Origin of the sequence: Rhizobium aouanii (assembly GCF_037002925.1) — a bacterium.
Classification (GTDB): Bacteria; Pseudomonadota; Alphaproteobacteria; order Rhizobiales; family Rhizobiaceae; genus Rhizobium; species Rhizobium aouanii.
The window spans coordinates 223,228-248,764 of record NZ_JBAMYD010000008.1; the positions used below are offsets into that span (position 1 = coordinate 223,228).

24 protein-coding genes, 1 pseudogene and 1 other annotated feature are annotated in these 25,537 nt (G+C 61.8%); of the genes and pseudogenes, 8 read left to right on the plus strand and 17 right to left on the minus strand.

Annotated elements, in window-relative coordinates:
• Position 1: 1 nt before the first annotated feature.
• The 5 genes from V8P77_RS16255 to V8P77_RS16275 all read right to left on the minus strand — a co-directional run bounded on the left by V8P77_RS16255 (position 2) and on the right by V8P77_RS16275 (position 4,381).
• Positions 2–1,228 (minus strand): Atu1372/SO_1960 family protein, encoded by a 1,227-nt coding sequence (locus tag V8P77_RS16255; protein WP_335913356.1) that lies wholly within the window; start codon positions 1,226–1,228, stop codon positions 2–4.
• Positions 1,229–1,251: 23 nt separating this feature from the next.
• Positions 1,252–1,914 (minus strand): amino acid ABC transporter permease, encoded by a 663-nt coding sequence (locus V8P77_RS16260; RefSeq protein WP_335913357.1) that lies wholly within the window; start codon positions 1,912–1,914, stop codon positions 1,252–1,254.
• On the minus strand, positions 1,911–2,570 hold the full coding sequence (locus V8P77_RS16265; RefSeq protein ID WP_335913358.1) for an amino acid ABC transporter permease: 660 nt from the start codon (positions 2,568–2,570) through the stop codon (positions 1,911–1,913). The genes V8P77_RS16260 and V8P77_RS16265 overlap by 4 nt, the downstream gene beginning before the upstream one ends.
• Positions 2,571–2,577: 7 nt before the next feature.
• Positions 2,578–3,330, minus strand: coding sequence for an amino acid ABC transporter ATP-binding protein (locus V8P77_RS16270; RefSeq protein WP_335913359.1), 753 nt, complete (start codon positions 3,328–3,330; stop codon positions 2,578–2,580).
• 172 nt (positions 3,331–3,502) lie between these two features.
• Positions 3,503–4,381, minus strand: coding sequence for an ABC transporter substrate-binding protein (locus V8P77_RS16275; protein WP_335913360.1), 879 nt, complete (start codon positions 4,379–4,381; stop codon positions 3,503–3,505).
• 160 nt (positions 4,382–4,541) lie between these two features.
• On the opposite strand from V8P77_RS16275, the gene V8P77_RS16280 reads away from it, so the two are divergent.
• From V8P77_RS16280 to V8P77_RS16290, 3 genes are all read left to right on the plus strand, one after another.
• Positions 4,542–5,597: a GlxA family transcriptional regulator gene (locus V8P77_RS16280; RefSeq protein WP_335913361.1), complete on the plus strand. Its 1,056-nt coding sequence runs from the start codon at positions 4,542–4,544 to the stop codon at positions 5,595–5,597.
• 149 nt (positions 5,598–5,746) lie between these two features.
• Positions 5,747–6,220 (plus strand): MarR family winged helix-turn-helix transcriptional regulator, encoded by a 474-nt coding sequence (locus tag V8P77_RS16285; protein ID WP_335913362.1) that lies wholly within the window; start codon positions 5,747–5,749, stop codon positions 6,218–6,220.
• A 32-nt stretch (positions 6,221–6,252) separates the two neighbouring features.
• Positions 6,253–6,666: an NUDIX hydrolase gene (locus V8P77_RS16290; RefSeq protein ID WP_335913363.1), complete on the plus strand. Its 414-nt coding sequence runs from the start codon at positions 6,253–6,255 to the stop codon at positions 6,664–6,666.
• A gap of 42 nt (positions 6,667–6,708) precedes the next feature.
• Here V8P77_RS16290 and V8P77_RS16295 read toward each other — a convergent pair whose 3' ends face one another.
• The 3 genes from V8P77_RS16295 to V8P77_RS16305 form a co-directional block, all read right to left on the minus strand.
• Positions 6,709–8,007: an epoxide hydrolase family protein gene (locus V8P77_RS16295; RefSeq protein WP_335913364.1), complete on the minus strand. Its 1,299-nt coding sequence runs from the start codon at positions 8,005–8,007 to the stop codon at positions 6,709–6,711.
• Between the two features lie 128 nt (positions 8,008–8,135).
• The gene (locus V8P77_RS16300) at positions 8,136–9,203 is read right to left on the minus strand and encodes a DUF3095 family protein (protein ID WP_335913365.1); all 1,068 of its coding nucleotides are present in this window, start codon (positions 9,201–9,203) and stop codon (positions 8,136–8,138) included.
• A 118-nt stretch (positions 9,204–9,321) separates the two neighbouring features.
• The gene (locus V8P77_RS16305) at positions 9,322–9,717 is read right to left on the minus strand and encodes an Ohr family peroxiredoxin (RefSeq protein WP_335913366.1); all 396 of its coding nucleotides are present in this window, start codon (positions 9,715–9,717) and stop codon (positions 9,322–9,324) included.
• 280 nt (positions 9,718–9,997) lie between these two features.
• Between V8P77_RS16305 and V8P77_RS16310 the strand changes: the two genes are divergently transcribed.
• Complete coding sequence (locus tag V8P77_RS16310) at positions 9,998–10,795, plus strand: class I SAM-dependent methyltransferase (protein WP_335913367.1); 798 nt, start codon at positions 9,998–10,000, stop codon at positions 10,793–10,795.
• Between the two features lie 17 nt (positions 10,796–10,812).
• Here the strand turns inward: V8P77_RS16310 and V8P77_RS16315 are convergent, their stop codons facing one another.
• The 3 genes from V8P77_RS16315 to V8P77_RS16325 form a co-directional block, all read right to left on the minus strand.
• Positions 10,813–11,160, minus strand: coding sequence for a CAP-Gly domain-containing protein (locus V8P77_RS16315; RefSeq protein ID WP_012757920.1), 348 nt, complete (start codon positions 11,158–11,160; stop codon positions 10,813–10,815).
• Between the two features lie 140 nt (positions 11,161–11,300).
• Complete coding sequence (locus tag V8P77_RS16320) at positions 11,301–12,614, minus strand: extensin-like domain-containing protein (RefSeq protein WP_335913368.1); 1,314 nt, start codon at positions 12,612–12,614, stop codon at positions 11,301–11,303.
• Positions 12,615–12,765: 151 nt separating this feature from the next.
• Complete coding sequence (locus tag V8P77_RS16325; RefSeq protein WP_335913369.1) at positions 12,766–14,583, minus strand: methyl-accepting chemotaxis protein; 1,818 nt, start codon at positions 14,581–14,583, stop codon at positions 12,766–12,768.
• Positions 14,584–14,874: 291 nt separating this feature from the next.
• Here V8P77_RS16325 and V8P77_RS16330 point away from each other — a divergent pair, with 291 nt between their 5' ends.
• Together V8P77_RS16330 and V8P77_RS16335 are read left to right on the plus strand one after the other, a co-directional pair.
• Positions 14,875–15,261, plus strand: coding sequence for an acyl-CoA thioesterase (locus V8P77_RS16330; RefSeq protein ID WP_003540707.1), 387 nt, complete (start codon positions 14,875–14,877; stop codon positions 15,259–15,261).
• Positions 15,262–15,280: 19 nt separating this feature from the next.
• Positions 15,281–15,868 carry a hypothetical protein gene (locus V8P77_RS16335; protein WP_335913370.1) on the plus strand — a complete coding sequence of 196 codons (588 nt, stop codon included), beginning with the start codon at positions 15,281–15,283 and terminating at the stop codon, positions 15,866–15,868.
• 222 nt (positions 15,869–16,090) lie between these two features.
• Here the strand turns inward: V8P77_RS16335 and V8P77_RS16340 are convergent, their stop codons facing one another.
• The 3 genes from V8P77_RS16340 to V8P77_RS16350 form a co-directional block, all read right to left on the minus strand.
• Positions 16,091–17,275 (minus strand): DUF1501 domain-containing protein, encoded by a 1,185-nt coding sequence (locus V8P77_RS16340; RefSeq protein ID WP_335913371.1) that lies wholly within the window; start codon positions 17,273–17,275, stop codon positions 16,091–16,093.
• A 115-nt stretch (positions 17,276–17,390) separates the two neighbouring features.
• Positions 17,391–18,902 (minus strand): DUF1800 domain-containing protein, encoded by a 1,512-nt coding sequence (locus tag V8P77_RS16345; protein ID WP_335913372.1) that lies wholly within the window; start codon positions 18,900–18,902, stop codon positions 17,391–17,393.
• Positions 18,903–19,113: 211 nt separating this feature from the next.
• Complete coding sequence (locus tag V8P77_RS16350) at positions 19,114–19,461, minus strand: DMT family protein (protein ID WP_335913373.1); 348 nt, start codon at positions 19,459–19,461, stop codon at positions 19,114–19,116.
• A 361-nt stretch (positions 19,462–19,822) separates the two neighbouring features.
• Between V8P77_RS16350 and V8P77_RS16355 the strand changes: the two genes are divergently transcribed.
• A complete protein-coding gene (locus V8P77_RS16355; protein WP_335913374.1) occupies positions 19,823–20,590 on the plus strand; it encodes an RDD family protein in 768 nt (255 codons plus the stop codon).
• A 79-nt stretch (positions 20,591–20,669) separates the two neighbouring features.
• Here V8P77_RS16355 and V8P77_RS16360 read toward each other — a convergent pair whose 3' ends face one another.
• Positions 20,670–21,920, minus strand: a complete 1,251-nt coding sequence (locus V8P77_RS16360) for an MFS transporter (protein ID WP_335913375.1) — start codon at positions 21,918–21,920, stop codon at positions 20,670–20,672.
• Between the two features lie 448 nt (positions 21,921–22,368).
• Positions 22,369–23,172 (minus strand): class I SAM-dependent methyltransferase, encoded by an 804-nt coding sequence (locus V8P77_RS16365; RefSeq protein ID WP_335913376.1) that lies wholly within the window; start codon positions 23,170–23,172, stop codon positions 22,369–22,371.
• 123 nt (positions 23,173–23,295) lie between these two features.
• On the opposite strand from V8P77_RS16365, the pseudogene V8P77_RS16370 reads away from it, so the two are divergent.
• Positions 23,296–23,823, plus strand: a pseudogene (locus V8P77_RS16370) (substrate binding domain-containing protein).
• 12 nt (positions 23,824–23,835) lie between these two features.
• On the opposite strand, the gene V8P77_RS16375 reads toward V8P77_RS16370, so the two are convergent.
• Positions 23,836–25,302, minus strand: a complete 1,467-nt coding sequence (locus tag V8P77_RS16375; protein ID WP_335913377.1) for a SulP family inorganic anion transporter — start codon at positions 25,300–25,302, stop codon at positions 23,836–23,838.
• A gap of 70 nt (positions 25,303–25,372) precedes the next feature.
• Positions 25,373–25,428, minus strand: a sequence feature (sul1 is cis-regulatory element that is thought to sense ions involved in sulfur or methionine metabolism; They are found in Alphaproteobacteria).
• Between the last annotated feature and the right edge of the window lie 109 nt (positions 25,429–25,537).

Sequence of the window (25,537 nt, forward strand, 5' to 3'; positions counted from 1 at the left end):
CTCAAGCCTCGCCGACGACGGCCGTCAACTCGACCTCAACAGGAACCCCGCGCGGCAGGGATGTTACGCCGATCGCGATGCGGGCATGCGCCCATCGATCCGGGAAGAGCTCTCGGAGCAATTCGGAAGCCCCATCGATGACGGCGCCGTGGCGCTCGAAAGCAGCATCCGCCGCGACATAGCCCGCGAGCCGGACGAAGCCCAGGATGTTGTCAAAGCCGCCCGCAGCCCCTTCCAGCTGTGCAAGCGCATTGAGAAGCGCCCAGCGCGCGCATTCTCGCCCCTCTTCGATGGAGACGCATGCTCCGAGATGTCCCGTCCGCAGCACCACACCGCCCTGCAATGGCACCTGACCTGAAACGGTGATGATACTGCCGGTCCGCACAGCACCGGAAAATGCGCCTGGCGGCGAGGATGCTTCCGGCAGAGCAAGCTCAAGCTGTGCCAGCCGTTCGCGCACACGATTGCTTCCAGCCGATGAAGCACTGCGTGCCTTGCGGACTGCTGCTTCTGCGCTGCGGTCGACGAAGGCCCTCATGATATTCCTGTCGAGTTCGCTCAGCCGGTATTCCGGGTGCCACTGGATGCCGAGGCAAAAGCCGTCCGTGTCCCCTTCGAATGCTTCGATGGTTCCGTCCGGCGCCCGCGCGGCGACACGGAAGCGTCCTTGGCCGGCCAAAGCATGCCGATGCAGGCTGTTGACGCGTGCCGGCCCCTTCCCCACCCAATCGGTCAGCACGCTGCCTTGCTCGACGATGATCTCATGCGCCAAAACGTCAGGGATATCTTGCGGGATGTGGGATACGGCAGCGGCCGGCAGCTCGGTTTGAAATTCGCCCCCAAGGCATTCACCGATCAGTTGCATGCCGTGGCATATGCCGAGAAGCGGCTTGCCCGTTTTCAAGGCCTGCTCGACCAGCTGAATTTCGAACTGCCGGCGCGCGCCTGTCACCTCGGTCCCCGGCCGCGCACCGGTGAGAACGATCCCATCGGCGAGTGCCAACGCCGATGCCAGGTTCTGGGTGTTGTAAGGCAAGATCAAAGGAATTCCCCCTGCCTCGGCTATGGCATCCGCATAGTTGGCGCGCACCACATACTCCGTCTCGGTCGGCGCATCGGGCGCCTCGTTGACGTCGGGCGTCATGAGGATCACCGGCCAACGAGGTTCATGCGATTGCGTTGCATGCCGACGTGCGTTGCCCGTGGCAACGGTCGTTTCAGTGGTCATGGTCTTGGCCTTGTGATGACGAGTTAGCGGCCGGCCGGAACGACTAGCCGGCGCGAGAGGACCGAGAACGGCCAGGCTATCGCGAAATAGCAGAGGCCGACGGCAACATAGATTTGCAAGGGAAGGAAATACTCCGTCGCCATTGACCGCCCCGTGAGCACCAGTTCGTCGACGGTAATCAGCGAAGCGAGCGAAGAATCCTTGAGCAGCGAGACGAAGGTGATGATCATCGGCGCCAGGATGACACGCGCGACCTGCGGCAGGATGATCCAGACGAAGCTCTGGACCGGAGTGAAGCCCGCGGCCAGCGCTGCCTCGCTCTGCCCCGCCGGTATAGCCTTCAGACCGGCGCGGAAAAGCTCGGCGACCTGGGCCGCGAAACACAACGCCAGGCCGGCGATCGCCGCACCGAAAGCATCGAAGACGACCCCGATGCCCGGCAAGCCGAAATAAAGCAGAAACAGAACCGCCAATAGCGGCACGCCCCGCACGATCGTCACATAAAGAGCCGCAAAATACCGCAGCGCTACGAAACTGGATTTCTGGCAGAGCGAAAGCAGCAGGCCGAAAACGAATGCCAGGGCAAAGGCACAAACGGAAAGTAGCGCCGTATTCACCATCGCCCGCAGCAGCAGAGGCAGCCATTCGGCACCATAATCCCCATAGGGCGCCAGGAAAGCACTCATCCTTTCAATCTCCCGTAACGTCTTTCGAGGAACTGCGTTGCCTGCATCAATGGCAGGCTCAGCAACAGGTAGAGTGCCGCCGCCGTCGCATAGATCATTGTTGTCTGGAAGGACGACGTCACCATTGAACGGGCGAAGAACATGATTTCCGGCGCCGCAATGGCCGAGACGACGGATGTATCCTTGAGAAGCTGCACCGCGTAGTTTCCGAGCCCCGGAAGCGCTATCCGCATGGCCTGCGGCGTCAGGATCTCAAAGATGGTCTGGAGTGGGGTCAGCCCTGCAGCAAGCGCCGCCTCCGCCTGCCCCCTCGACAGCGCAGCAAAACCGGCGCGAAAGATTGCACAGGTGATCGCCGCCCCGATGAGCCCGAGGCCCAGGATGGCGGCCGTGATCGACGTCAATTTCACGCCGAGGCTGGCAAGTCCGAAGTAGAGGATAAACAGATGCGTCAAGGCCGGCACATTGCAGAGGATTTCGCAGCAGGCATCGATCGCGAGATTGATGAACTTGATCCCGGCAAATTGCCTGAGCAGAGCGAGAAGGAACCCGAAAGCGGCTGCGAGCGCCAGCGAGGCGATCGTGACGAAAACGGTTACGCCAAGTCCGGCGACGAGCCCCTGGACGACCGAGAGGAATAGGGAAAATCCAATCATGACACGCCTAGTGCCGGATCTTGTTGAGAAACGCTTGCGTGCGCGCTTCCCGAGGAGCGGTTATGACCTGGCGTGCCGGGCCGGATTCCACGATCGTGCCGCCGTCGAGAAACAGGACGCGATCGGCAATGTCGCGCGCAAACGCGATCTCGTGCGTGACGATCAGCATCGTGCGCCCTTCGGCTGCCAGCTCCTCCATCACTTTCAGAACCTCCTGGACCAGTTCGGGATCGAGTGCCGATGTCGGCTCGTCGAACAGCATGAGCTTTGGCTTCTGGGCAAGCGCCCGCGCAATCGCGACACGCTGCTGCTGGCCGCCGGACAGTTCGAGCGGTGAGGCGTCGGCGCGGTGCGTCATATGGACTTTGGCCAGCATTTCCAAAGCCAGTTCGCGTGCCTCGCCGGCAGCCAGGCCGCGCACCTTGCGCGCCGCGATCGCCACGTTTTCCGTCACCGACAGATGCGGCCAGAGATTGAAGAGCTGGAAGACCATGCCCATCTCGGCGCGCTGCGGTGCAAGTTGCCGATCGCTCATGATACGGCCGTTGCGCGTACCGATCCGCTCGCCGTCGAGGCGGATCTCGCCGGCACTGGGCTTTTCCAGAAAATTCATGCAGCGCAGACAGGTGGATTTCCCGGAGCCGGATGGGCCGATCAGGGCAATCTTCTCGCCTGGCGCGACGTCGAAATCGATGCCTTTGAGAACTTCGATAGGACCATAGCTCTTGCGCAGGCCTGCAACGCTGAGAAGCGCATTCATCGCCGTTTCCTTATGCGATTAAAGCATGTCGCGCAAAAGTGTGCAGCGGTTTTGCGCTAACGACATGCGTAAAAACAAAGAGCTAAAGCGCGATAAGCGAATCTGAAAGATTGCGACGCGCTTTAGAGGGTGAACGAAAGCCGCCGATTGCAGCTTCCGTCCGCACGCTCGTTCAGCCGCCAGCTGCGCAGGACGGCAGCTTGTAGTCTGCGGGGCGATCGACGCCGGCGCGGAAGTTTTGACCCACAGGCTTGAACCAGACATCCGACGACAATCCGTAGCGGCCGCCGATTTCCTTCATCTCGCAAGTCTTCCACATGTCGGCGATGATGGCGTCCATCTTCTGGCGCAGATCGTCGTTCTTCTGGTTGAGGCCATAGACGACCTGGCCGAGACCGGTCAGCAACGGGAAATCCGGACTGTTATCGGTGAAGGCGAGGAAGTGCGTATTCCAATCGGGGTTCTGCTTGATGGCGTAGGAGATCACCGGTGGATCGCCGATGACAGCGTCGATGCGCCCGGCGATAAGATCGCGCACGGCCGCATCGGAAGTGTCGTAGAGCGAAAGTTGGAGATCCTTGATGCTCTTCAATTCCGGGACGAACGAAAAGCCGGTGATCGTGCCGATCTTCTTGCCTTCCAGATCAGAGAGCTTGTCCCAGCTCGTCTTCGTCGATTGCATGATGCCGTTCTTGAAGTAGTGGATCGGCTCGGACAGCGTCATGATCTTCGTACGCTTTTCGGTCCAGCCCATGGTGCCGAGCATGACGTCGACGCGGCCCGACTGAACGGAGGCGATCGTACCCGACCATTCCATGAGGGCCGGCTGAATCTTGAGCCCGAGCTTGTCGGCAATGCGCTGCATGATTTCGCCGTCATAGCCTACCAGCTTCCCGTCCTGCCAGCCGGAACCGGGCATGTCGCCGGTGAAGGCAACCGTCAGCTTGCCCTGCTCGGCAAGTTCGAAAGCATAGGCGATAGATGAAAGGGACATGAAGCTGCCTGCCAGCAGAGCGCACATCACCATCCTTCTCGAAAGAGAAAGTGCCATTGTTCTGATCCTTGATTTGTTGGTTCCCCGGTCCGGTGGTTTTTGTCCCCGGATGTCGTGTTCGACGAGAGGAACTTGACACTGATGGCTGTGGCTGAATTTTATAAATCAGACATTTTCTTTGAAAAAAGGACATGATGACTTATCATCGCCACACGCCATGATCACATCCGAGGAACCTTCCGAAATATCTGCCACCGAGCCGGACTATGTGCGCTGGCTCGACGATCTTTGGGCCGAGCGGCTTCTGGTCGCACGCGACCGAAAGGCCGATCTCTCGGTCGGCATTCTCCTCTGGCCGACCTTCCCGATGATGTCGTTGACGGGTATCGTCGAGCCTCTCAGGCATGCGGCGGACTTTGCCGACAATTCCCGTCCATTACATTGTCGCTGGTCAATCATGGGGGCTCCGGGCCATGCAGCGGTCGCCAGCTGCGGCATCCGGGTTCACGCCGATGCGCCCTACATTAACCCGACCGACTTCGACTACATCGTGGTTATCGGTGGCCTCCTGCCACATCTGCGCGCCGCACCTAGCAAGCATCGCGACTATCTCAGGGTGGCGGCATCGGCGGGTGTCCCGGTCATTGGTGTGTGTACGGGCGCCTTCATATTGGCGCAGGAGGGACTGCTCGCCGGGCGCAAGTCGTGCGTCCATCCCTTTCACGCGGAGGATTTCCGGATTGCCTTCCCGCGTCTTGCCTTCTCCACGCGCGATGACTTCCTGATCGAAAACGGCCGCATTACCGTGCCTGGCGGCGTATCGATCCTGTCGCTGATGACGGAGCTCATCCGCACGCATTGCGGACCGGATCGGGCGGCCAAGGCCGTGCACCAGCTTTCGCTCACGGAGCAGAAGCACATGAGCGCCTTCGATCACGGCCGCGCCACAACATTTCGCCGCACAGAAGATTCGCGTATTCAGCGAGCCGTCGTTCTTATCGAGAGCCGGAAAGGCCGCGATGTCTCACCGGAACAGGTGGCCTCTCTGGTCGGCCTGTCACCACGTCAGTTCGCGCGTCTCTTCCAGGACAATATCGGCATGACTCCGAAGCGTTTTATCGTTGAAACGAGATTGCGCTATGGCCGGTTTCTGGTCGAAAACAGCACACTGCCCATGACGGCGATCGCCTTTGAAATCGGATTCTCCGACTCCGCCCATTTCGCGACCGCTTTTCGCAAGAAGTATGGGAAGCCTCCCAGGAGTTTCCGCTGATCTTTGGCGAGTCACCACAAACGGCGGGATCGAAAACCGACTTCGGCACTATTGCGATTTAATCGGATGCGATTTATATAGATCTCATCGTCAAAAAGCTTGGATAGGATGGACCTATGCCGACATCTAAAGCAGCGAAGGGGCCGGATATGCCAGCACCCACCTCTCCGCAGGCGGGCAAGGGCGGTCGCAAGCTTTCCAATTTCCTCTGCTTCGCGGTCTATTCGGCCAATCTTGCCTTCGGCCGCGCCTATAAGCCGATCCTGGATCAGCTTGGCCTGACCTACACCCAATATATCGTCATCGTCGCCCTTTCCGAAGAGGATGATCAGACGGTCGGGGCGTTGGGAGAAAAGATGTTTCTCGAATCCAATACGCTGACGCCCATCCTCAAGAAGCTGGAATCGGTCGGCTACATCACGCGTCGTCGCGATCCCGCCGACGAGCGGCAGGTGCGGGTCAGCCTGACGCCGGCAGGGCGCACTCTTCTTGACGGCGATCCCGTCGCTCCCATGATTGCCGCCACCGGGCTCGGCGACGACTTTCCCGTCGTGCAAAAATCGGTGACGCGGCTACGCGACAACCTCCTGCGATCGACGCAGCCCGAACCGGAAAAATCGTGATCCCGGCATCATGACATAACGGAGAAGACGAGATGCCCGAGATCGCGATGGGCGCCTTGATTCAGAACGGGACCGTTCTCCTGGCCAGACGCAGTTCCAGGCGCACGGTGCACCCGGATCGCTGGAGCCTGCCGGGCGGCCATATCGAAGACGGCGAAGACGCCGAGACGGCAATGCGCCGGGAATTGATGGAAGAAATAGGCGTGACGCCGCAGCGCTGGCAGTTTGCGGGAAAGTTCGTATTGGAAGGCCGGCCCGGGGCATCCGTCACGTTTCATCTCTATCGCGTCGATCAGTGGCACGGCGATCCTCGACTGATCGATGACGAACACACTGAGCTCAGATGGTTTGGCGCTGCCGCGATAGAAAGCGAAGCCGAGCTAGCGCTGCCTCAGCTCGGCAAAATGCTCGCAAACGTCGCCATGCAGCGGAGCCGCAAAGACTGAAGCGCGTCGCGCGAACCGGTTCGGCGCGACGCGCTTTTTTCTCTACTGGCGCAGCGTCCGAAATGCCGCCCTGAGCTCGGTAGTGAAGGCCACCGGCTGTTCCCAGGCGGCGAAGTGGCCGCCCTTGTCGAGCCTGTTATAGTGGATGAGCTTCGGATAGGCCTTCTCCGCCCAGCTCCGCGGCGCTTGGTAGATCTCATCGGGAAAAGCACTAACGGCTACCGGGATCTTGATGCCTCTCGGATCGAAGAAACCTCCGCTCGGGAAATGCGCATTGTCCCAATAGAGGCGCGCCGAGGAGATTGCGGTGTTCGTCAGCCAATAGAGCGTGACGTTATCGAGGATATCATCCTTGCTCAACCCCTCGAGCTTTCCGTCGAAGACGCGAGCAATCATCTGGTAACTGCGGATGTCATGGTCGAGCATCCAGGCGGCAAGCCCGACGGGTGAATCCACGATCCCGTAGAGCGTCTGCGGGCGATTGTTCATTTCGATCGCGTAGCCCAGTCCGTTCTTGTAGAAATCGTCGAGCTGGTCGTAGGCACGCTTTTCATCAGGCGAAAGGCTGACTGGTGCAGGGCTACCGGCCGAGAGAGCCTTGGCGATGTCTGCCGGAACCGTGGCCGCCATGTTCGTGTGGATGCCGAGCAATCCCGGCGGCTCCTGCAAAGCCATCAGCTCGGTGACCGCGTTCCCCCAGTCGCCGCCCTGGGCCACATATTTCGTATAGCCGAGGCGCTGCATCAGCACTGCCCAGGCCTTTGCGATGCGGGGAGGATTCCACCCCGGCGCCGTCGGCTTGCCCGAAAAGCCGTAGCCTGGCAGCGACGGGATCACCACGTCAAATGCGTCCCCCGGGCTGCCGCCATGCGCCGTAGGATCCGTGAGCGGTTCGATGATTTTCAGCTGCTCGATGATCGAGCCGGGCCAGCCATGCGTGACGATGACAGGCAAAGCATTCTCATGCTTGGAGCGGACGTGAATGAAATGGATATCCAGCCCATCAATCTCGGTGATGAACTGCGGCAACCCATTGAGCCGCGCCTCGGTCTTGCGCCAGTCGTATTCCGTCTCCCAATGCTTCGCGAGTTTCTGGATTGTCGCGAGCCGCACGCCTTGCGTGTCATCCGTGACGGTCTCCTTATCAGGCCAGCGAGCCGCAGCGACGCGCCGGCGCAGATCGTCGAGCGCCTCCTCGGGGAAATTGACGTTGAAGGGTTTAATCTCCTCGCTGTTCGCCAACGCGCTGCGCGTTCCCGCCAGCAGACCGATGGCTCCGGTTGCGGCGGCGGCTGCAAGCAGTTCGCGCCGGGTGGGCGATAGTAGGGATATCGGTGACATGACGCTTTCCTCTTTGTTCGATCTATGGGAACGAGGATCGACTGACCGACCTCGTTTGCAGCAGGTCATTCGCGTCTGGCCGAGACTATGCACCCGGCCAGACGCAGGGGTCAATTTATCCGGTCAGGTTAAGCCTCGGCCGCAACCGGTCTCCCGGGCTGGCGCGACGGCGCGATGGCAAACGCGCCTTCCTCCATCTTCTCGGCGGCCCTGGCATAGCCGCCACCCATTCCATCAAGGAAATGCAGGTGCGAGCCCGGCCGGCCGGACGGCACGAGACAAGTCATCAGCGCATGTGACTGGCGATGCAGCCCGAAATCGATCTCGCCGCGTACCCTCGCCCGAATGAGGATGGCTTCGACGCTGTCAATCTGTCCCGGCGTGCAGTCCAGCGTCAGGCGCAGACCGTCGTCGAACTTGCGGAAATCGGAATTGGAAGCGACCGCCGACCAGCCTTTCGCATCGATCTGTCTCCCGCTAACCTTGGCTAAGGGAATGCGCCCGGGGACCGGCTGAGACTGCCGCGGCGTCGCGTCGAAAACGGCAAGCACGCGTTTTGCCAGTGCCGCGAAAACCTCAGGGCTCGTATGGTCGCGAGGCTCGACCAGCAGCGACAGAATCTCGCCCCGCTGGCTTGGGAACGGGGTCCAGTCACAGCTGAGGCCGGTCAGGTCGGGCTTCGTCGCGTAGCGGCCCGGCTTGACCAGATACCGGCCGTTCTTGATCTGCTGCTCCGCCCATTTGAGCCCGCCCCCTGTAAACATCGCATAGGTCGCGTTCTCGGAGGCGGCATAGCGGGCAATTCTGACGTCGCGCCCACTGGTGCGGATTTCGCCTACGGTCAGCAGCCCGATAAGAAGGGTTAGATCGAGATCGGCTCTTGCAAAGCCTGCGACCTGCCGCAATGCCGATGTCGCCGCCATGATGCCCTGTGGCGGCAAGGCGAATGCTGCCCCGTCTCCGCGAAACACGAAGGGGAAATCGAACGATCCCCAGGCATTGCCGAGGGCGGCGATAACAGATGCGCCTGCATAGTTGACGTCTTCGTAGCGCCCCGACCGGATCGCCGTGGTCGAGTTGACGACATCAGTGATGCCGATCAGCCAGTCATCGGGCAACGGCTCATAGACATCAGGCTCGAGCACAAGTGAAAACTCGTCATAGACCTGGTGCGACTGGACGTGGCTATTGATCATGGCTTGCTCTCCAGATCGGCAAGGTTTCCCGTGCCTGCTACCTCAGAAAGAGGTCTGCCGGCCGACCGGCAGGTCCTCTGCATCGAATCCTCCGGCGATGAGGTCTGCCCTCGCCCGCTCAGACAAGCTTGGTCTCGAGGTCGACATTGCCGTGTGTCGCCTTGGAATAAGGGCAGATGCCATGGGCTGCTTCGATCAGCTCCTGCGCGATGTCGCGATCGATGCCGGACAGGCTGACATTGAGGCGCGCCCTCAGGAAGAAGGAGCCGTTGTCGGCGTTGAGAGTAATCTCCGCGTCGACCTCGGGACCATCAGGCAGCGTGATCTTTCTCTGGGCAGCGGCAAGTTCGATGGCGCCGATGTAGCAGGCCGACCAGGCGATGCCGAACAGGTTTTCGGCGGCCGGATGCGGCTGCGGCAGCTTGATGTCGATCGTGCCGTCGCTGCTGCGTGCGGAGCCATCGCGGCCGCCGGAGATGTGGGTTTTGCCGGTAAAGAGAAGCTTCTCGGTCATGGTGATATCCTCTCGGTTTAAGTTTTATTCGCATCCGATTAAATCGGATACGCTCTAATATGCTCAACCAAAACCGATGTCAACACAATTCCGATTTAATCGGATGCGATTTGTTTCTATAGGCGGAAACACGCCATATCCGGGCAACCTCAGCGGCAGCTATGCGAACAAGCTGGCCCGCTGCGCAAGGTCACGTCTTGTCCGGGAATCGGGCCATCTATAGGCTCTGCCGGCGAACTAGAGGCGGGGCGCATCCTGTGAAGAAACTCAGAGAGATGATATGTCCTCCATAACAGCAGACAATGCGGGGCAGTATGGCGACAGCCGGAAGCTCGCTGCCCGGGCTCGACTGCATAGCCAATACACCATCGCCGAGACGGCCTGGTTTCCATGGGTTGCGGCGCAATTGTCCCCGAAACCGGGCGATCGCGTCCTCGACGTCGGCTGCGGGCCGGCATGGTTCTGGGCGGCAACGGCAGGCCTGCTGCCGGCGAACCTCGACCTGACGCTCGCCGACCTTTCACCCGGCATGGTCGACGAGGCAGTGGCGCGTTGCAGCGCACTGCCGTTCGGCTCCGTCCGAGGCTGCCAGGCCGACGCCGCCGCGCTCCCCTTCGAAGATGGCGCCTTCGATGCGGTGGTCGCGATGCATATGCTCTATCACCTGCCAGACCCGGCCGCGGGTATCGTGGATATGTCGAGAGTGCTGAGGCCGGGCGGCTTACTTGCGGTCACAACCAACGGTGCCGGCAATATGCGGGAGATCTACGAGCTGACGACCGTATTCGGCAGTGCCCCTTCCGATCCCGCTGCCGAAGCCTTCGGATATGACGCTGCCGAACGATCGATGCGGTCGCAGTTTGGAAACGTGACCATGTCGCAGCATCCGGCAAGCCTGCGGATCACCGACCCCGAGGATGTATTCCTGGCACTCACCTCCTATCCGCCTGGCGATGGCGCCGACGAAACCCAACTCGTCAGGTTCCGTCAAGCCATTGCCGATGCGTTCAGCCAACGCGACGGCGTGCTTGAGGTCAGCAAAGAGACTGCACTGTTCCTGAGCAGAAAGACGGCCTGATCGGTGTCGTGGGGCGTTCAGACCTTCTCTTTTTTCCTGATTTTTTCCTTCGGTTCCACCGGTGCATCGGGCGTCGGCGCCAACAGCTTGCGCAGTGACGAGATCTTGTCCTTCACCAGCGGCCGGAACCGCGTGGCGCGATAGGGCATGTCGGCCGCGCCATAACCTTCCGGCCCGTCGTCATTGCCGCGGTTGATCTCCGCGAGCTTCACCCCGATGAAGGTGCCGTCGATATAATGGGTATATTCGCCCACCCAGCGGATCGTATAGATCTCGCCCTTGCGGATCAGCTGGTCGATGCTGACATGCTTGAAGGTGTCGTTGATGCAGACGACCTTCTGGCCGACATGGAAATCATAACTCATGGATCAAACTCTCGAAACGGCAATCCGCCTCGCCGATCTATAGCGTGCCCTGTGGCGCGGATGAACCGTTTTCTCGCAGCCAGGCCCCGATTGCTGCGACACCAGTTGCACCCATGCCGCACGCTTTAAGGTGGCATGCATCAGTCGCAATAGGCCTTGCCGCTCTTGCGGGAGCGAAGATCGAAGTGGAAGTGGTTCCAGTGCTCCGGGTTGCTGCCGGGGCCGAGCACGGTGTTGAAATAGCGGCAGCTGTCGCTGCGCACCGCCTTCAGCAGCCGCCCCTCGCGCAGCGAGAACAGCCCCTTCTTGCGCACGTCGATCTCGTGTCCGTTCTTCAGCACGAACTTGCCGACGTCGATGGCATTGCCGCGGGCGTGTTCCGACATCGGATTGTATTTCTGCCGGCTGTTGTTCATGCGCCGGCAGGAATAGCCGCCGAGCGGCTGGATCGTCTTGATGCCGGACCAGTAGCGGTAGCGGGCGGACGGCGCCAGCTCGTTCTTCACCCATTTGGCGAAGGCGAGCGTCACCTGGCAGTTCAGCGTCACGGCCGGCTTCACGCCGATATTGCCGGAAAGCCCCTTCAACGACACCGGATAGGGCACCTGGCAGGCCGGCCCGTTAGAGATCGGCGGCTTGTTGTCGAAGAGTACGCCCATGCGCTTCAGCTCGCGCCGGCAGGCAAGCTCGGAGGACGGCATGACGCTGGGATCGACGGGTGCTGCCGGTTCGCTCATCATCGGATTGTTCGGCCGCAGCATCGCGACCTCTTCGCTCTCGTCCTCTTCGGGAACACGTGATGGCGCCACCACAGGGCTGCCGTCGTTCCAGGCGGGCGCCCGGCTCATCTGTGCCTCGGCCGCCGGCTGCGGCATTGGCTGCTGCGGGGGCTGGCGCATGGGCTGGTTGAGCTGCGTTGGATTATCGGTGCCGATGCCGTCGACAACCGGCTCGGTGGCGTTGCCCTCGGCGATCTGCTGGTTTTGTTCCTGCGCCAGCCCGACGACGGGCTCCGCCCCGAGATCGTCATCCATGTTGACGCCGCCCGACGGGATCGCAAGATCTTGCGTGCCGCCCCAGTTCTGGTTCTGCTGCGCCAGCGCCTCGTCGCTGTCGATCATCGGCAGCTTACGCCCCGGTGCGGTTTGCGGCGAAGCGGCTCGTGCCGCGTGGCCAGTGCCGGCAAGGTTCGGCGTGTCGAGGTAATCGACAGAGCCCTGGCTATTGCCGACGGGCGCACTGGAAACCGGATAGGAGGCCTGGCTTTCCACAGGTGCCATTCGGACCGAGGGCGCCATGCGCGCTGCCCCCCGCGACGGCGAGATCGAGCTGACCCTGGTGCCGTTGTCGACATTGGCCGGTGGCACCAGCCCGTCGCTGATCGAACAGGTCGTCAGCGCCGCCGAGAGCAGCAAGGGCAAAAGGGATCGCCGAGGAAAGGAAACAAACGCCATACTCTTATCGCTTCCGCAGGCTGGCTGGGCAGTGACCGAAAAAACTCACTCCAATTTTAATTAAAAACGGTGAATGAAAACTTACCGGCACAATCTGAACGCGACGGAAATGAAAAAGGCCGGTTTCCCGGCCTTTCATCTCTACGTTTCCTCACGCTGCCCGTGTGTATCGGGTCACTGGCGGCGGCTCCCCGCGCAGGCGGAAATTCGAAAGCAGCGTCTTCAACTGGGTGCTCTCGTCGGCGAGCGTGCGGCTTGCCGCCGTCGTCTCCTCGACCATCGCGGCATTCTGCTGGGTCATCTGGTCCATGTGATTGACGGAGCCGTTGATCTCGTTCAACCCGGTCGACTGCTCGCGCGCCGCCGTCGCGATCGAGGCGACGTGATCGTTGACCTGGTTGACCAGTGCCTCGATTTCCAGCAGCGCCTCGCCCGTCGAGCGCACCAGCGCCACCCCGCCCTGGACCTCAGTCGCTGACCGGCTGATCAGTTCCTTGATCTCCTTGGCCGCGTTGGCGGAGCGCTGGGCAAGTTCACGCACTTCCTGGGCGACGACGGCAAATCCGCGGCCCGCCTCGCCCGCCCGCGCAGCCTCGACGCCGGCATTCAGCGCGAGCAGGTTCGTCTGAAAGGCGATTTCGTCGATGACCGAGATGATCTGACCGATGCGGTTGGACGAATCCTCGATCCGGCCCATCGCCGTCACCGCATTGCGGACGATCTCGCCGGATTTTCCGGCACTCGCCTTGGTCTCGGCCACCATCTCGCGTGCCTCGTTCGCCCGTTCGGATGCCGTCTTGACCGTCGCGGTGATCTCGTCGAGCGCTGCCGCCGTTTCTTCGAGTGCGGCTGCCTGCTGCTCCGTCCGCTTCGACAGATTGCCGGTCGCCTCGCTGATGTCGGAAGCGCTGTCGTTGACGACGCGGCTCGATTCGGCGATCGCATGGATGACGCCGTTCAGCGCGTCGACGGCGGCGTTGAAATCGCCCCTCAGCTTGGCGTAATCGTCGCCGATATCGCCGATCGCAACCGTCAGATCGCCGCTCGCAAGCTTCTCGAGGCCGACGCCGAGCGCCTGCATCGCATGGGTCTGCCGTTCGGAGGCAGAGCGCAGGCTCGCCTCGTTGCCGCGGCGCTCTTCTTCGATCTGCCGCTGCCTCTCGTCTTCCCGGCCGCGCAGCGCGCTGCGCTCATCGACGGAATCGCGCAGCACCAGCAGCACCTTGGCCATCTGGCCGACCTCGTCGCGATACTCGCTGCCGGCGATCTCTACCGACGCTTCTTCGGCAGCAATCGCATTCATCGCTTTCCTCAGCCGGGCAATCGGCGCCGTCACGCTGCGCACGATGGCAAAGGCGATCGCGATCGTCGCCGCAGCGCCGATCAGGCAGGCCATCGTGGCCCAGAGCAAATTCTGGCGATAAAGCGCGGCAAGGTCGTCGGCATAGACGCCGGTGCCGACGATCCAGCCCCAGGGCTCGAAACCGGCGACATAGGAGTATTTCAGCACCGGCTCATCGGCGCCCGGCTTCGGCCAGAGATAGTCGACGAAACCCTTGCCGTCCTTCTTCACCTTGTTGACGAACTCGACGAACAGGAATTTGCCGGTCGGGTCCTTCATCTGCGAGATATCGGTACCATCAAGCGCCGGCTTGATCGGGTGCATCACCATTTTGGGATGCATGTCGTTGATCCAGAAATAGCCGTCGGCGCCGTAGCGCATCGCGCCGATCACGTCCTTGGCCGCCGCCTGCGCCTGCTCGCGGGTCATCGTGCCCGCCTGCTCCATCTTGTAATATTTTTCGAAGATGCCGAGCGCCGTCGCATCGAGCTGCGCCAGCCCTGCCTTCCGCTCGTCTTCCAGCTCGGAGTAAGAATAGTTCAGAAAGAAGACCATCGTCGCCGCGAGCACGGCAAGCGTGAAGCCAACGAGACAATAAAGACGGGTGGAAATCTTGACGTTGCGCATGAGGTTCCCAGCGATTCTATAGGTGAAATCAATCGCATTCTGAATTGCCGGAATTACTGGAGCGTAAAGCTTAATTAGAAAATGATTAAATAACGCAAGGTCAGGTAGCGGTTGTAAAATTCAAACCAATTGAAATCGTTTGAATTTCTCAATCGGCAACCGCAGCAACATTTTTCCCGTCGGCCGTCTGCAACGCTTGGACCCAGCGTCTTTTACAGCCCACGGCCTTTGCACTAGGGTGCTTTCGCAGTGAATCGCCGGCCCGACGCCGCACGAGATGGAGAAGACTTGATGACCGATGCCGCCAAGCCGAGAGGCGAACTGACGCTCAGGACGCTTGCCATGCCGGGCGACGCCAATCCGGCCGGCGATATCTTCGGCGGCTGGGTCATGGCGCAGATGGACCTTGCCTCCGGCATCCGCGCGGCAGAGCGCGCCAAAGGCCGCGTTGTCACGGCCGCCGTCAAGGAGATGGCCTTCGAGCTGCCGGTCAAGATCGGCGACACGTTGTCCGTCTATACCGATATCGACCGTGTCGGCCGCACCTCGATCACGCTCTGCGTCGAAGCCTGGGCGCACCGCGCACGCTACGCCAAGATGGAAAAGGTCACAGCTGGCACCTTCATCATGGTGGCGCTCGACGAAGAGGGCAAACCGAAGCAAGTCCCCGAGGAGTGACAGCCTAAGGATCGACAGCATGGAAACGGTCAGCTCGCCGGAGGTCTTCCTTCACATCAAGGTGGTGATGGGCATGGTCATCAGCCTTTCACTCGCGAGAGTGCTCACCGGCCTTGCCGGCATCGTCCAGCATCCCGCCAAGGCCAAGGTCTATCCCATCCATCTCGGCTGGGCATTGTCGATGTTCCTGTTCATCATCCATATCTGGTGGTGGGAATATCGCCTGCAGGCCGTGCCGGCGATCGGCTTCGGCATCTATCTTTTCCTCGTCTGCTTCTGCAGCCTGTTTTTCCTGCTCTGCGCCCTGCTCTTCCCGGCGTCGCTCGACGAATATGGCGGCTACGAGGAATATTTCATCTCGCGGCGCAAATGGTTCTTCGGCATCCTCGGCCTGACCTACGCCGTCGATATTCTCGACACGGCGATCAAGGGCCATGAGCGCATCCTCGCGCTCGGCTGGGAATACCCTGCCCGCAACATCGTCTACATCCTCCTCTGCGCCATCGCCGCCTGGACCCCGAACCGCCGCTTCCACACGGCCTTCGTCATCGTCAACCTGACCTACCAAGTCAGCTTCATCTTCCGGCTTTATGATGTCTTGGGGTGAGGCCAGGTCCCGCAAAGCGGGAGCAATCGATCCAGTGAATCGATTGCAGCAACGAACGCCCTGAGCCATGCGAAGGGCCGGGAAGCGGCGGACTCCTCGGCCAGCCACGCGCGCCAGCCAAGGGCACATTTCCCTCCATCCTTGCCCTTCGCTTGGGCTCAGGGCGTTCGGCCCTGCGATCGATTCGCTGGATCGATCGCTCCCGCTTTGCGGGACCGGGCCTCACCCACGCAGAAACTGCGACCCTTTATCAAACCCCAGTCCCGGAAAGATCTTCCCGGTCAAATCATCGGCAGACACATCGAATTGCCGGTAAAGCATCGCTGCCGCAAGCTCGCGTAGGTCGGCGGTTGGCATCAGGTCGCGGTCGTCGAGCAGTTGGCCGTCGCTAATGCCCGGCCAACGGCCGAGGATGCGGCCGCCGTTGATCGCGCCGCCGGCAAGCAGCGCGCAGCCGCCGGTGCCGTGATCGGTGCCGGCAGAGCCGTTCTGGCGCACGGTGCGGCCGAACTCGGTCATGGCAAGCACCACCGTCTTTGCCCAGATCTCGGGCCCGAGCGTGGTCTTCAACATATTGATCGCCTGCGAAAGGTCCTGCACCGGTCGTTTGAACTGGCCGGCCTGGCCGATATGCGTGTCCCAGCCTGATATCGAGAAGCTGGCGATGCGATAGTCGCCCTTCAGCATGTTGGCCGCGAGCGCCGCCACATCGGCGATCTTTGCGCCGCGCTGGCCCTCCGGCTCGACCATCATCGAGGCGCTATTGGCCCGTGTCGCCTCGGCAAGCGCCTCGGCGAACGGCGGATCGCCGGCATAGAGCCGCGCCAGGAATTGCATCTCGTCGCGCGCCGGCGCCAGATTCGAATCCGACGCCCAGACGTCGACATTGTTCGGTCCGGAGAGGATCAGTTCCGTCGAGGTATTGATGTCGATTGCCTTGCGCGCATCCGAGCGCGGAATGACGGCGAGCGCCCGGTTCAGCCAGCCGGTCTTTTCCTCGGCGACATGCTCGCCGCCGGATTCCAGCATGTCCTGCCCGTCGAAATGGCTTCGCTGGTCGCGATAGGGCGTCGACACGGCATGCACGAAGGCGAGCTCGCGGCTCTTCCAGAGCGGCAGCAGCTCGGCGGCCGCCGGATTGAGGCCGAAATGCCCGTCGAGATCGAGAAGCCCGGTATCGGGCGTCAGCGCCAGTGTCGGCCTGAGCGCAGCAAAGCCGGCATCGCCATAGGGCTGCACCAGATCCAGCCCGTCCATCGCGCCGCGCAGCACGATAGTGACAAAACAGTTGTCACCCGGCATCGCCGCGAAGGCGACCGGCGTGAAGACGGGGGCAGCGGCAAGACAGCAGGCTGAGGTCAGAAAACCGCGGCGCGACAGCGAAATCCGGTTCATGGGCAGCGTCATGGGCGGGGCCTCCTAAGCAGGTTCCGGAAAAGTGTCCAACGGTTTTCCGGCCAGAACCTGCGACAAAACAAAGGAGCTAAGCAGACGAAGCGTTGGCTTGCCAACGAAAGTCTGTTTAGCGGCGATTGAATTCGGGCGATGCCAGCACCAGCGTCAGCCCGCTGATCTTGTTCGGCGCCTGCGACACCACGCGGATCGTTTCGTCGCGGGCGGCATCGGCAAGCGTCGATTTCAAAAATTCGCGCGGATCCTCGTCCCGCCCGAACTGGGCCACGGCCCGCCTTGCCCAGGCCAGCCGCTCGGCGAGCTGGCTGCCGGTGATCCAGGCGGAGAAGCCTTCCTCAAAACCGGCCGGGCTCGGCGGCAGCCAGGTCGGTTGTCCCATGCGCTTGAGCGCGCCCTGCCCCAGCGCCCGCGCCGTCCGGAACGCCTTGAGGCGCTTGTCCCTCGCCTCGCCGGCAGGATCCGTCGGCACCGGCGATCCTGCCATGCCGGGCGTGTTCGCCGCCATGTCGCCCTCGTCCGTACCTTGCTGGTTGGCCGCCAGGAAGCTGCCGACAACGCCGTTGACCGGCCCCGCATTCAGCGCCCTGAGGCCGGTGACGATATAATCGAAGGGCTGGCGCGCCTTGGCACCCTCGTCGCGCCAGGCGGCGGGATGGTCGAGCATGGCGGTGTAGACGGCAGTCAGATCGCCATCCGTCTTCTTCCAGGCGGCGGCCATATCGGACACCATGCCTTCGTCAGGCTGGTCGGCGATGAAATGTACCGCGAGCTTGCGGCTGATATGCGCCGCTGTCTTCGGGTGGACGGCGAGATCGTCGAGCATGTCGAGATAATCCTCGCGCGAACGCCTGCGCCCGCCATAGCTGACGCCGAGCACCTCATGTGCGCCGGGTTCCGATATATTCGGCCGGAACGCGATGTCCATCTCCTTGCGGTCGATGGTCAGCCCCGTCAGCACCATGGCCGCCGCCGTGACATCCGCCTGGCTATAGCCGCTGCCGGCGCCGAGCGTGTGCAGCTCCAGCAGTTCGCGACTGAGATTTTCGTTCAGCCCTTTGTTGCGCTTCATGCCGCCGGCCGAATCCGGCCCAAGCGAATCCGCCTGGTCGAGATAGATCAGCATGGCCGGATGGGCGGTGGCATTGCGCAAGAGATCGCCGAACCTGCCTGATATGAACGGTCGGATCGCCTCGGCCTCGTAGAGCGGCACGATGAGACGCATCGGCAGGCTCTTATTGGCGCTGGTGGAGAAATGATCGATCCAGAAGGTGGAAAGCCGCTCGTAGAAGCCGTGCGGCGACAACACCGCCTGCATCAGCCGCAGGTTCGCATCATGTTGAAACTGCTGCTGCGCCTGGCGCTGCACTCCTTTGCGCATCTCGCGCTGCGTCGTATCGTCGGTCACCGTCTTGGCGTCCTGCCGGATCTGCTTCAACTGCGCCTGTAGGCTGAGAATTGCCTGGTGGCGCATGTCGGGGCCGCCGAGCGGAAAGTCCGGCGTCGCCGCCGCCCCCTTGCGCAGTTGGCCGATGAGATCGTCCTTGCTGCTGGGCGGCGCCTCGCCCGGCCGGAAACCATAGCCGAACCGGATCGCCGCCATCGTCGGGAAAGACAGGCTCATGGCAGATCACCTCCTGATCACCGCTAAAGCAATTCCAGCAAACGTGCGTCGCGGTTTTGCGTCCGGAATTGCGTGAAACAACCGTCAGAGCATTTCCGTGACCCGGAAATGCTTGAGGTGACAGGCTGCCAGCCGATTGCGACGCCAATCTGTAGGAAATGTGGTGATATCTAGACATGGACAATTTGTAATCTATTGAAAAGGCTAAAGTTTATGCACGAAAGATGAAGGATGCCCCGATTGCAATCAGGGCAAAGCCGATCGCATGGTTCCAGGTCAGGTTCTCGCCGAGCCAGAAGATCGAGAAGACGGCAAAGACGATCAGAGTGATCACCTCCTGCATCGTCTTCAGCTGCGCCGTCGTATAGACCGCCGAGCCGATGCGGTTGGCCGGCACCGCCAGGCAATATTCGAAGAAGGCGATGCCCCAACTGACGATGATGGCGAGGAAGATGGCGCTGCTCTTGTGCTTGAGATGCCCGTACCAGACAAAGGTCATGAAGATGTTGGAGGCAAACAGCATGACGACAGGCCAGACGGCGGCAGGAGAAAATGGCATGGGAAAACTCGGGAGCTGTGAAGGGAAAAACCGATCCGGCAGGGAGATACCGGCAGCCCTTACCTAGCACGCCGCCGCTCGGCGGCAAGCCCCGGGAACGGCTGCGACCTTACGCCACCGAGACGATGCGGATGCCAGGCAGGTCGCGCGGCGGTTCGCCTTCCCAGCGCAGGAATTGCACCGGAACTGGACTCGCGGGAGCGCGACGTTCCGTGAAAAATACCGTGCATTTTTCCACTTAATGCTGAAACGAATCAACCTGCCGGACTAGGTTGCGCAGATACATAGGGGGCGACATGGACACGACACGCAGATGCCGCAATACGCTACTTTGCCTTCCCGCCACTTCTGGCGACGCGCCGTGGCCTATCTCATCGACATCATCATCTTTCAGGCCGCCATTCTCATAGCCGTCTACTGTATTTCAACAGTTCTTCCCCTAGACTTCCGCTTTCCCGGCTGGAGTTACACACAGTGCGGCGTAGAGTTGCCGGATCAGCTTGCAAAGCGGATTGACGCCGGATGGCCGTTGAGAAGTGGGGAAGTTCGTATCAATCAGATCTGCGAAGTCAGCCAAATCGGCTCGGAAAAACAAAGATACCTGCAGACGGGCGTCTCCCGTCAAACAGACAACGGGACATCAGGCCAATGGCTGACCATCCCTGTCGACGCGGACGACAATCCAGTGATCGGACCCGTGTTCGTATATTCCCGCGTGATCTCCGGCATCGTCAACATTGCCTTTCTCGCGTTTGCCTTCGCCTATTTTTCCGCAAATGGCCGCCGCACGATCGGAAAGAAGCTGCTCGGCCTGAGAGTCCAATCCGTCGATGGTAAAAGCCCCGGCTTTGGCACCGAGTTTAGACGGGAGATCCTGAAATTCAGCCCGTATCTGTTTTTCATCGCCGCCGCTTTTGCGTTTTCGCTGTTTCCAGTCTTTCCCACGGAAGACTTCGACGCCTTGCTCCGCATGTCTCGCGACGGATACACACTTTTGAACAACGGCGCCGCAACGTTTAACATCATCCTGGGTATAGCCGCCCTTATTTGGTGGTTCTTGCCCTTCATCTTTTGGCGAGGACAAACCTTTTACGATCGCATCTGCGCCTGCAAGGTGGTGAAGAGCTGAAAGGCTCTGTCGCCTTGGCGGCAGTACGCAAGAAAAGGCCGGCAGCGCTCGCCGCCGGCCTTCATACCCGCAGGCAGCGCTAGATTCGCATCGCGCCATGCGGTTCCTCGGCCTCCTCCGTGCCGAAGCGGATATCCTTTTTCTCGTAGCCGAAGCCGGCGAGAGCGGCGACGACGAGCGCCACGACTGCTGCGACGATCAAGAGCGCATAGGCATAGTCGCCGTCCCAACGAGCGGCGAGCCCGGCCTGCAGCGTCGCATTGCCCGAGGCCAGCAGGTTGCCGAGCTGATAGGCAAAGCCGGGGAAGGTGCCGCGCACCTCGTCCGGCGACAGCTCGTTCAGATGCACCGGCACGATGCCCCAGGCGCCCTGGACGAAGAACTGCATCAGGAAGGCGCCGATGGCGAGCAGCACCGGCCCGGGCGCATAGGCCCAGAGCGGCGCCACAGGTACCGCGATCAACGCGGCGATGACGATGGCCTTCTTCCGGCCGATCCGCTGCGACAGTGCCCCGAAGAACAGCCCGCCGCAGATCGCCCCGATATTGTAGACGACGGCGATCGCGCCGACCGTATAGCTCGAATAGTTGCGCTGGGTCTCGAGGAAGGTCGGGTAGATATCCTGCGTGCCATGGCTGAAGAAGTTGAACGCCGTCATCAGGAGCACCGCCCAGATGAACAGCGGAATATTCTCGCGCAAGACCGTCAGGAACGGCCGGCGCCCCTCGGCCTGCCGCTTCAGGAAGGCCGGGCTTTCCTCGACATTGCGGCGGATATAGAGCACCAGCAGCGCCGGTACCGCGCCGACAAAGAACATGCCGCGCCAGCCGATGACGGGAAACAGCAGGAAGAACACGATCGAGGCGATCAGATAGCCGGAGGGATAGCCGGCCTGCAGGATGCCCGAGACGATGCCGCGGCTCTGCTCCGGCACCGTCTCCATGACCAGCGAGGCGCCGACGCCCCATTCGCCACCCATGGCGATACCGTAGAGAGCCCTGACCACAAGGAACATGGTGAGCCCGGTGGAGAAGCCGGTCAGGAACTCGAACAGAGAATAGAGCAGCACGTCGGCCATCAGCGTGATGCGCCGCCCGTAACGGTCAGCCGCCAGCCCGAAGACCAGCGCGCCGAGCGCCCGCATGGCAAGCGTCAGGAAGATCGCCACCGAGACGGCGGGAACGTCGGTATGGAATTCCTCGGCGATATATTTGAGAACGAAAACGAGAATGAAAAAATCGAAGGCGTCGAGCGTCCAGCCGAGATAGCTGGCGATGACGGTGTTGCGCTGCTGCGGCGTCAGCCGGCGCAGGCTTTCCAAAGCGGACATCTGATATTCCTCCGTCCGAAAGCGGCGGCGAGGCGGGCAATTCCGGATGCCGTCGGAAGGGGTGCCCGAAACGGGCGGGTGATGCTGTGCGGCAGCGTTTGCAGCCGGAGACAGCGGGCAATAACGTCAGCAATGCTGCCCGTGTTCCATCACGATTGCCGTGATCGGGAGGCACCTCCAGCGCCATATTGAAGGCGTACACCTTCCAGCACCCTGCCTTTCACGTTGGCGCACGCGGGCCGCTGCCTGCCTCTTCTCCCCAGCGGGGAGAAGTGCCGGAGCGATAGCGAGGCGATGAGGGGGTGAGCGGCGAAGCCGCGAATGTACCGAGCGCAAGCGAAGACAAGCAAGGGTGTGCCGTGCGGCTCCCTCATCCGACCCCCTTTGGGTCACCTTCTTGCTGGAGCAGCACGATTCTTGTTTTAGAGGAGGTGGCGCTCCCGCTAATCTATCCCGGCACCCTGCCCCGGCACGCCCACGCCACCGACGCGAACGACCGCGGCCCATCCGGATCGCCAGCTTCGTAAGCAGCTCTCACGGCGGCATCGACCGCTTTTCGCTTCGCCGGGTCCAGCCCCGCGACATATTTGCCGAGCGGTCCCTCGCCGGCGGCGATCGGGCCCCAGTAGTCCTCGAAGGAGAGGTATTCCATCCGGATCAGCAGCGAGGTTTCCTCGACGTCGGCAAAGCCCTGCGCGATGAAGCTTTTCTTCATTTCCCCCGGCCGCATCATCGGCTGGAAACAATATTTGCGGCGCAGGGGCAGCGCGCCCTCATCAAGCATCGCCACCGTATCCCACATCATCCGCATGCCGGACATGCCGCCATAGTGGTCCCAGACGGCCGCCGCGACCACGCCGCCCGGGCGCACCACACGGCGCATCTCGGATACCGCCTTTCCCGCCTCCGGCACGAAATGCAGCACGAGCAGCGACATCGCCCTGTCGAAGCGGTTATCCTCGAAGGGAAGCGCGCAGGCATCGGCCTGCCGGATCGATACGCGCGGATCGGTGTTGCGCCGCGTTGCGGCCTCGACGAAGACCGGCGAATAGTCGACGGCGACGATCTCCTGCAGGCCCGGTGTTTCCGCCAGCGTGAACGCCAGACTACCGGTGCCGCAGCCGACATCGAGCACCCTGTCGCCGTCCGCGAGACCGGCGAAATCGATGAACATCGGCGCCAACCTCCTGCTCCAGCGTCCCATTAGCCGTTCATAACCATCCGCACTTTCGACATTGAAACTCGACGGCATCGAAGCCTCCTCCCTCAAGGACAGGTCTTCGATTGAATACTAGCGTTCGCCGGCGACTGTGCAAGCGGGAGGCCATGGCGTGGACCCTCGGCTCGAGGCCGAGGAAGCGGGCAGCTTCACCGGCTGAACCTCGTCGAAAACGGCATAGACCTCGCCTTCCGCACCGGCATCCTCGAGGATTCTACTTTGATCGCCAGCAAGCTCGGCTCGACGCACCGGCTTCTCTGCGCAAGCCCGGATTATCTCGCTCGCTGCGGGCCACCTGATGTGCCTGAAGATCTCGCCCGCCATGACTGCGTCATCGCCGGCCAATCCGCCGATGCGCAATGGCTGCTCGAAGGCCGCACGGTCAGGAAACGGTCTCGGTCTCGGGCCGCTTCGCCGCCAACGAGATGCAGGCGGTGATGGCCGCCCGCGATCGCCGGCTACGGCATTGCGCAATTGCCGCACGGCGTCGCCGATGTCTGCATCAAGGACGGGCGGCTGCGCCGCGTTCTCGACGGTTACACGACGCCGGCCGGCGGCCTGCATGTCGTCTATCCCAGCAGTCGGCACTTGCCGCCTTTGGTCAAGGCGTTCATCGAACTGGCCGTCAGACGGCTGAACGCGATAACCGGCGGCAGCGAGGATTTCGCGATCGTCTCGCGGTAGCTCTCGCGCCCCTCACACCTCCTTCAGCACCACCTTGCCGTCGAGGCTTCCGATCAAGGTCGCGCTCGCATGGTTGAGGCCCGCAACCTCCACGGCAATGCCGTGCGCCTTGAAACGCTGCACCACCTTGTCGAGCGCAGCAACGGCGGTGATGTCCCAGAAATGCGCCTCCGACACGTCGATCAGCACGGACTTGCCGACCGCGTCCTGAACGTCGAAGGCTTCGACGAAGACATCGGCGGAGGCAAAGAACACCTGGCCGGACACGCGATAGGTCAGCCGCGCGGCGGCTTGGTCGGGCGCCACGTCGACGCGCAGCAGACGGGCGACCTTGAAGGTGAAGAACACCCCGCTGAGCAGCACTCCCACCGTCACCCCGAGCGCCAGATTGGCGGTGAAGACGGTGACGAGGACGGTCGCCACCATGACGGCGCTCGACGTCCTGGGATGGATGACGACAGCTCGAAGCGATGACCAGTCGAATGTGTCGATCGATACCATGACCATGATCGCCACGAGCGCGGCGACTGGAACCTCGGAGACCCACGGCTTCAGGAGTACCATCAGGATCAGCAGAAACGCCCCGGCAAACAGCGTCGAGAGCCGGCCGCGCCCGCCATATTTCACGTTGCTCACCGTCTGGCCGATCATCCCGCATCCGGCGATGCCGCCGAACAGGCTGGCGGCCGCGTTAGCGAGGCCGAGACCGGTGCATTCGCGGTTCTTCGCGCTCGGCGTATCGGTGAGATCGTCGACGACGCTCGCCGTCATCATCGATTCCAGCAGCCCGACCATCGCAATGGCAAGGGCAGGTGCTGCAATGATCTGAAGCGTTTCCAGCGTCAGCGGCACCGCCGGCCAGCCGAACACCGGTAGCGAATCCGGCAGCTTGCCGAGATCGGCGACGGTGAGGACCGGAAGCCCGAGCGCAATCGAGGCGACGGTCAGGATCAGTATGCAGATCAGCGGCGACGGGATTGCGGTGGTGATCCGCGGCGTGAGATAGATGATCGTGAGTCCGGCGATCAGCACGGCATATTCCATCCAGCCGGCGCCGATGATGTGTGGCATCTGCGCGGCAAAGATCAGGATGGCCAGTGCATTGACGAAACCGGTGCGAACGGATTTCGACACGAAGCGCATCAGCACTCCGAGCCGCAGCAGGCCGAAAGTGATCTGCAGCAGTCCCGCCAACAGCCCGGCCGCAAAGAGATAGGGCAAGCCGTGAGCATGCACCAGCGGTGCCGCCACCAGCGCCACCGAGCCGGCGGCGGCCGAAATCATCGCCGGGCGTCCGCCGGTAAACGCAATGACGATGCCGATCACGAAAGAGGCGAACAGCCCGACCTCCGGGTCCACTCCTGCCACGAAGGAAAAGGCGATCACCTCGGGAATCAGGGCGAAGGTCGCCACCGCTCCGGCAAGCATTTCGCGCATGGGATTGGCGGACCAATCACGACGGATGGAGGAAAGCAGCATGTCTTGAAGTCTCGCAAAGCATGGCCGGACCCGCTCGGTCGAGCGGTCGCGAAATGGCGTGCAGGTTTTGCGTTGTCTGGCGGATCGGCGGCCAGAAGAGCCACCCGGGATTTCACCGGGTCCGTGGTGAGTGCCTGCGGTATAGACGAGATTTTTACCGCAGCGCAACATCCAATTGCGAAGGACGAAAGCGAAAAGCACGAGCCGTCGGCCTCTCGCCGGACGGCACTCTACT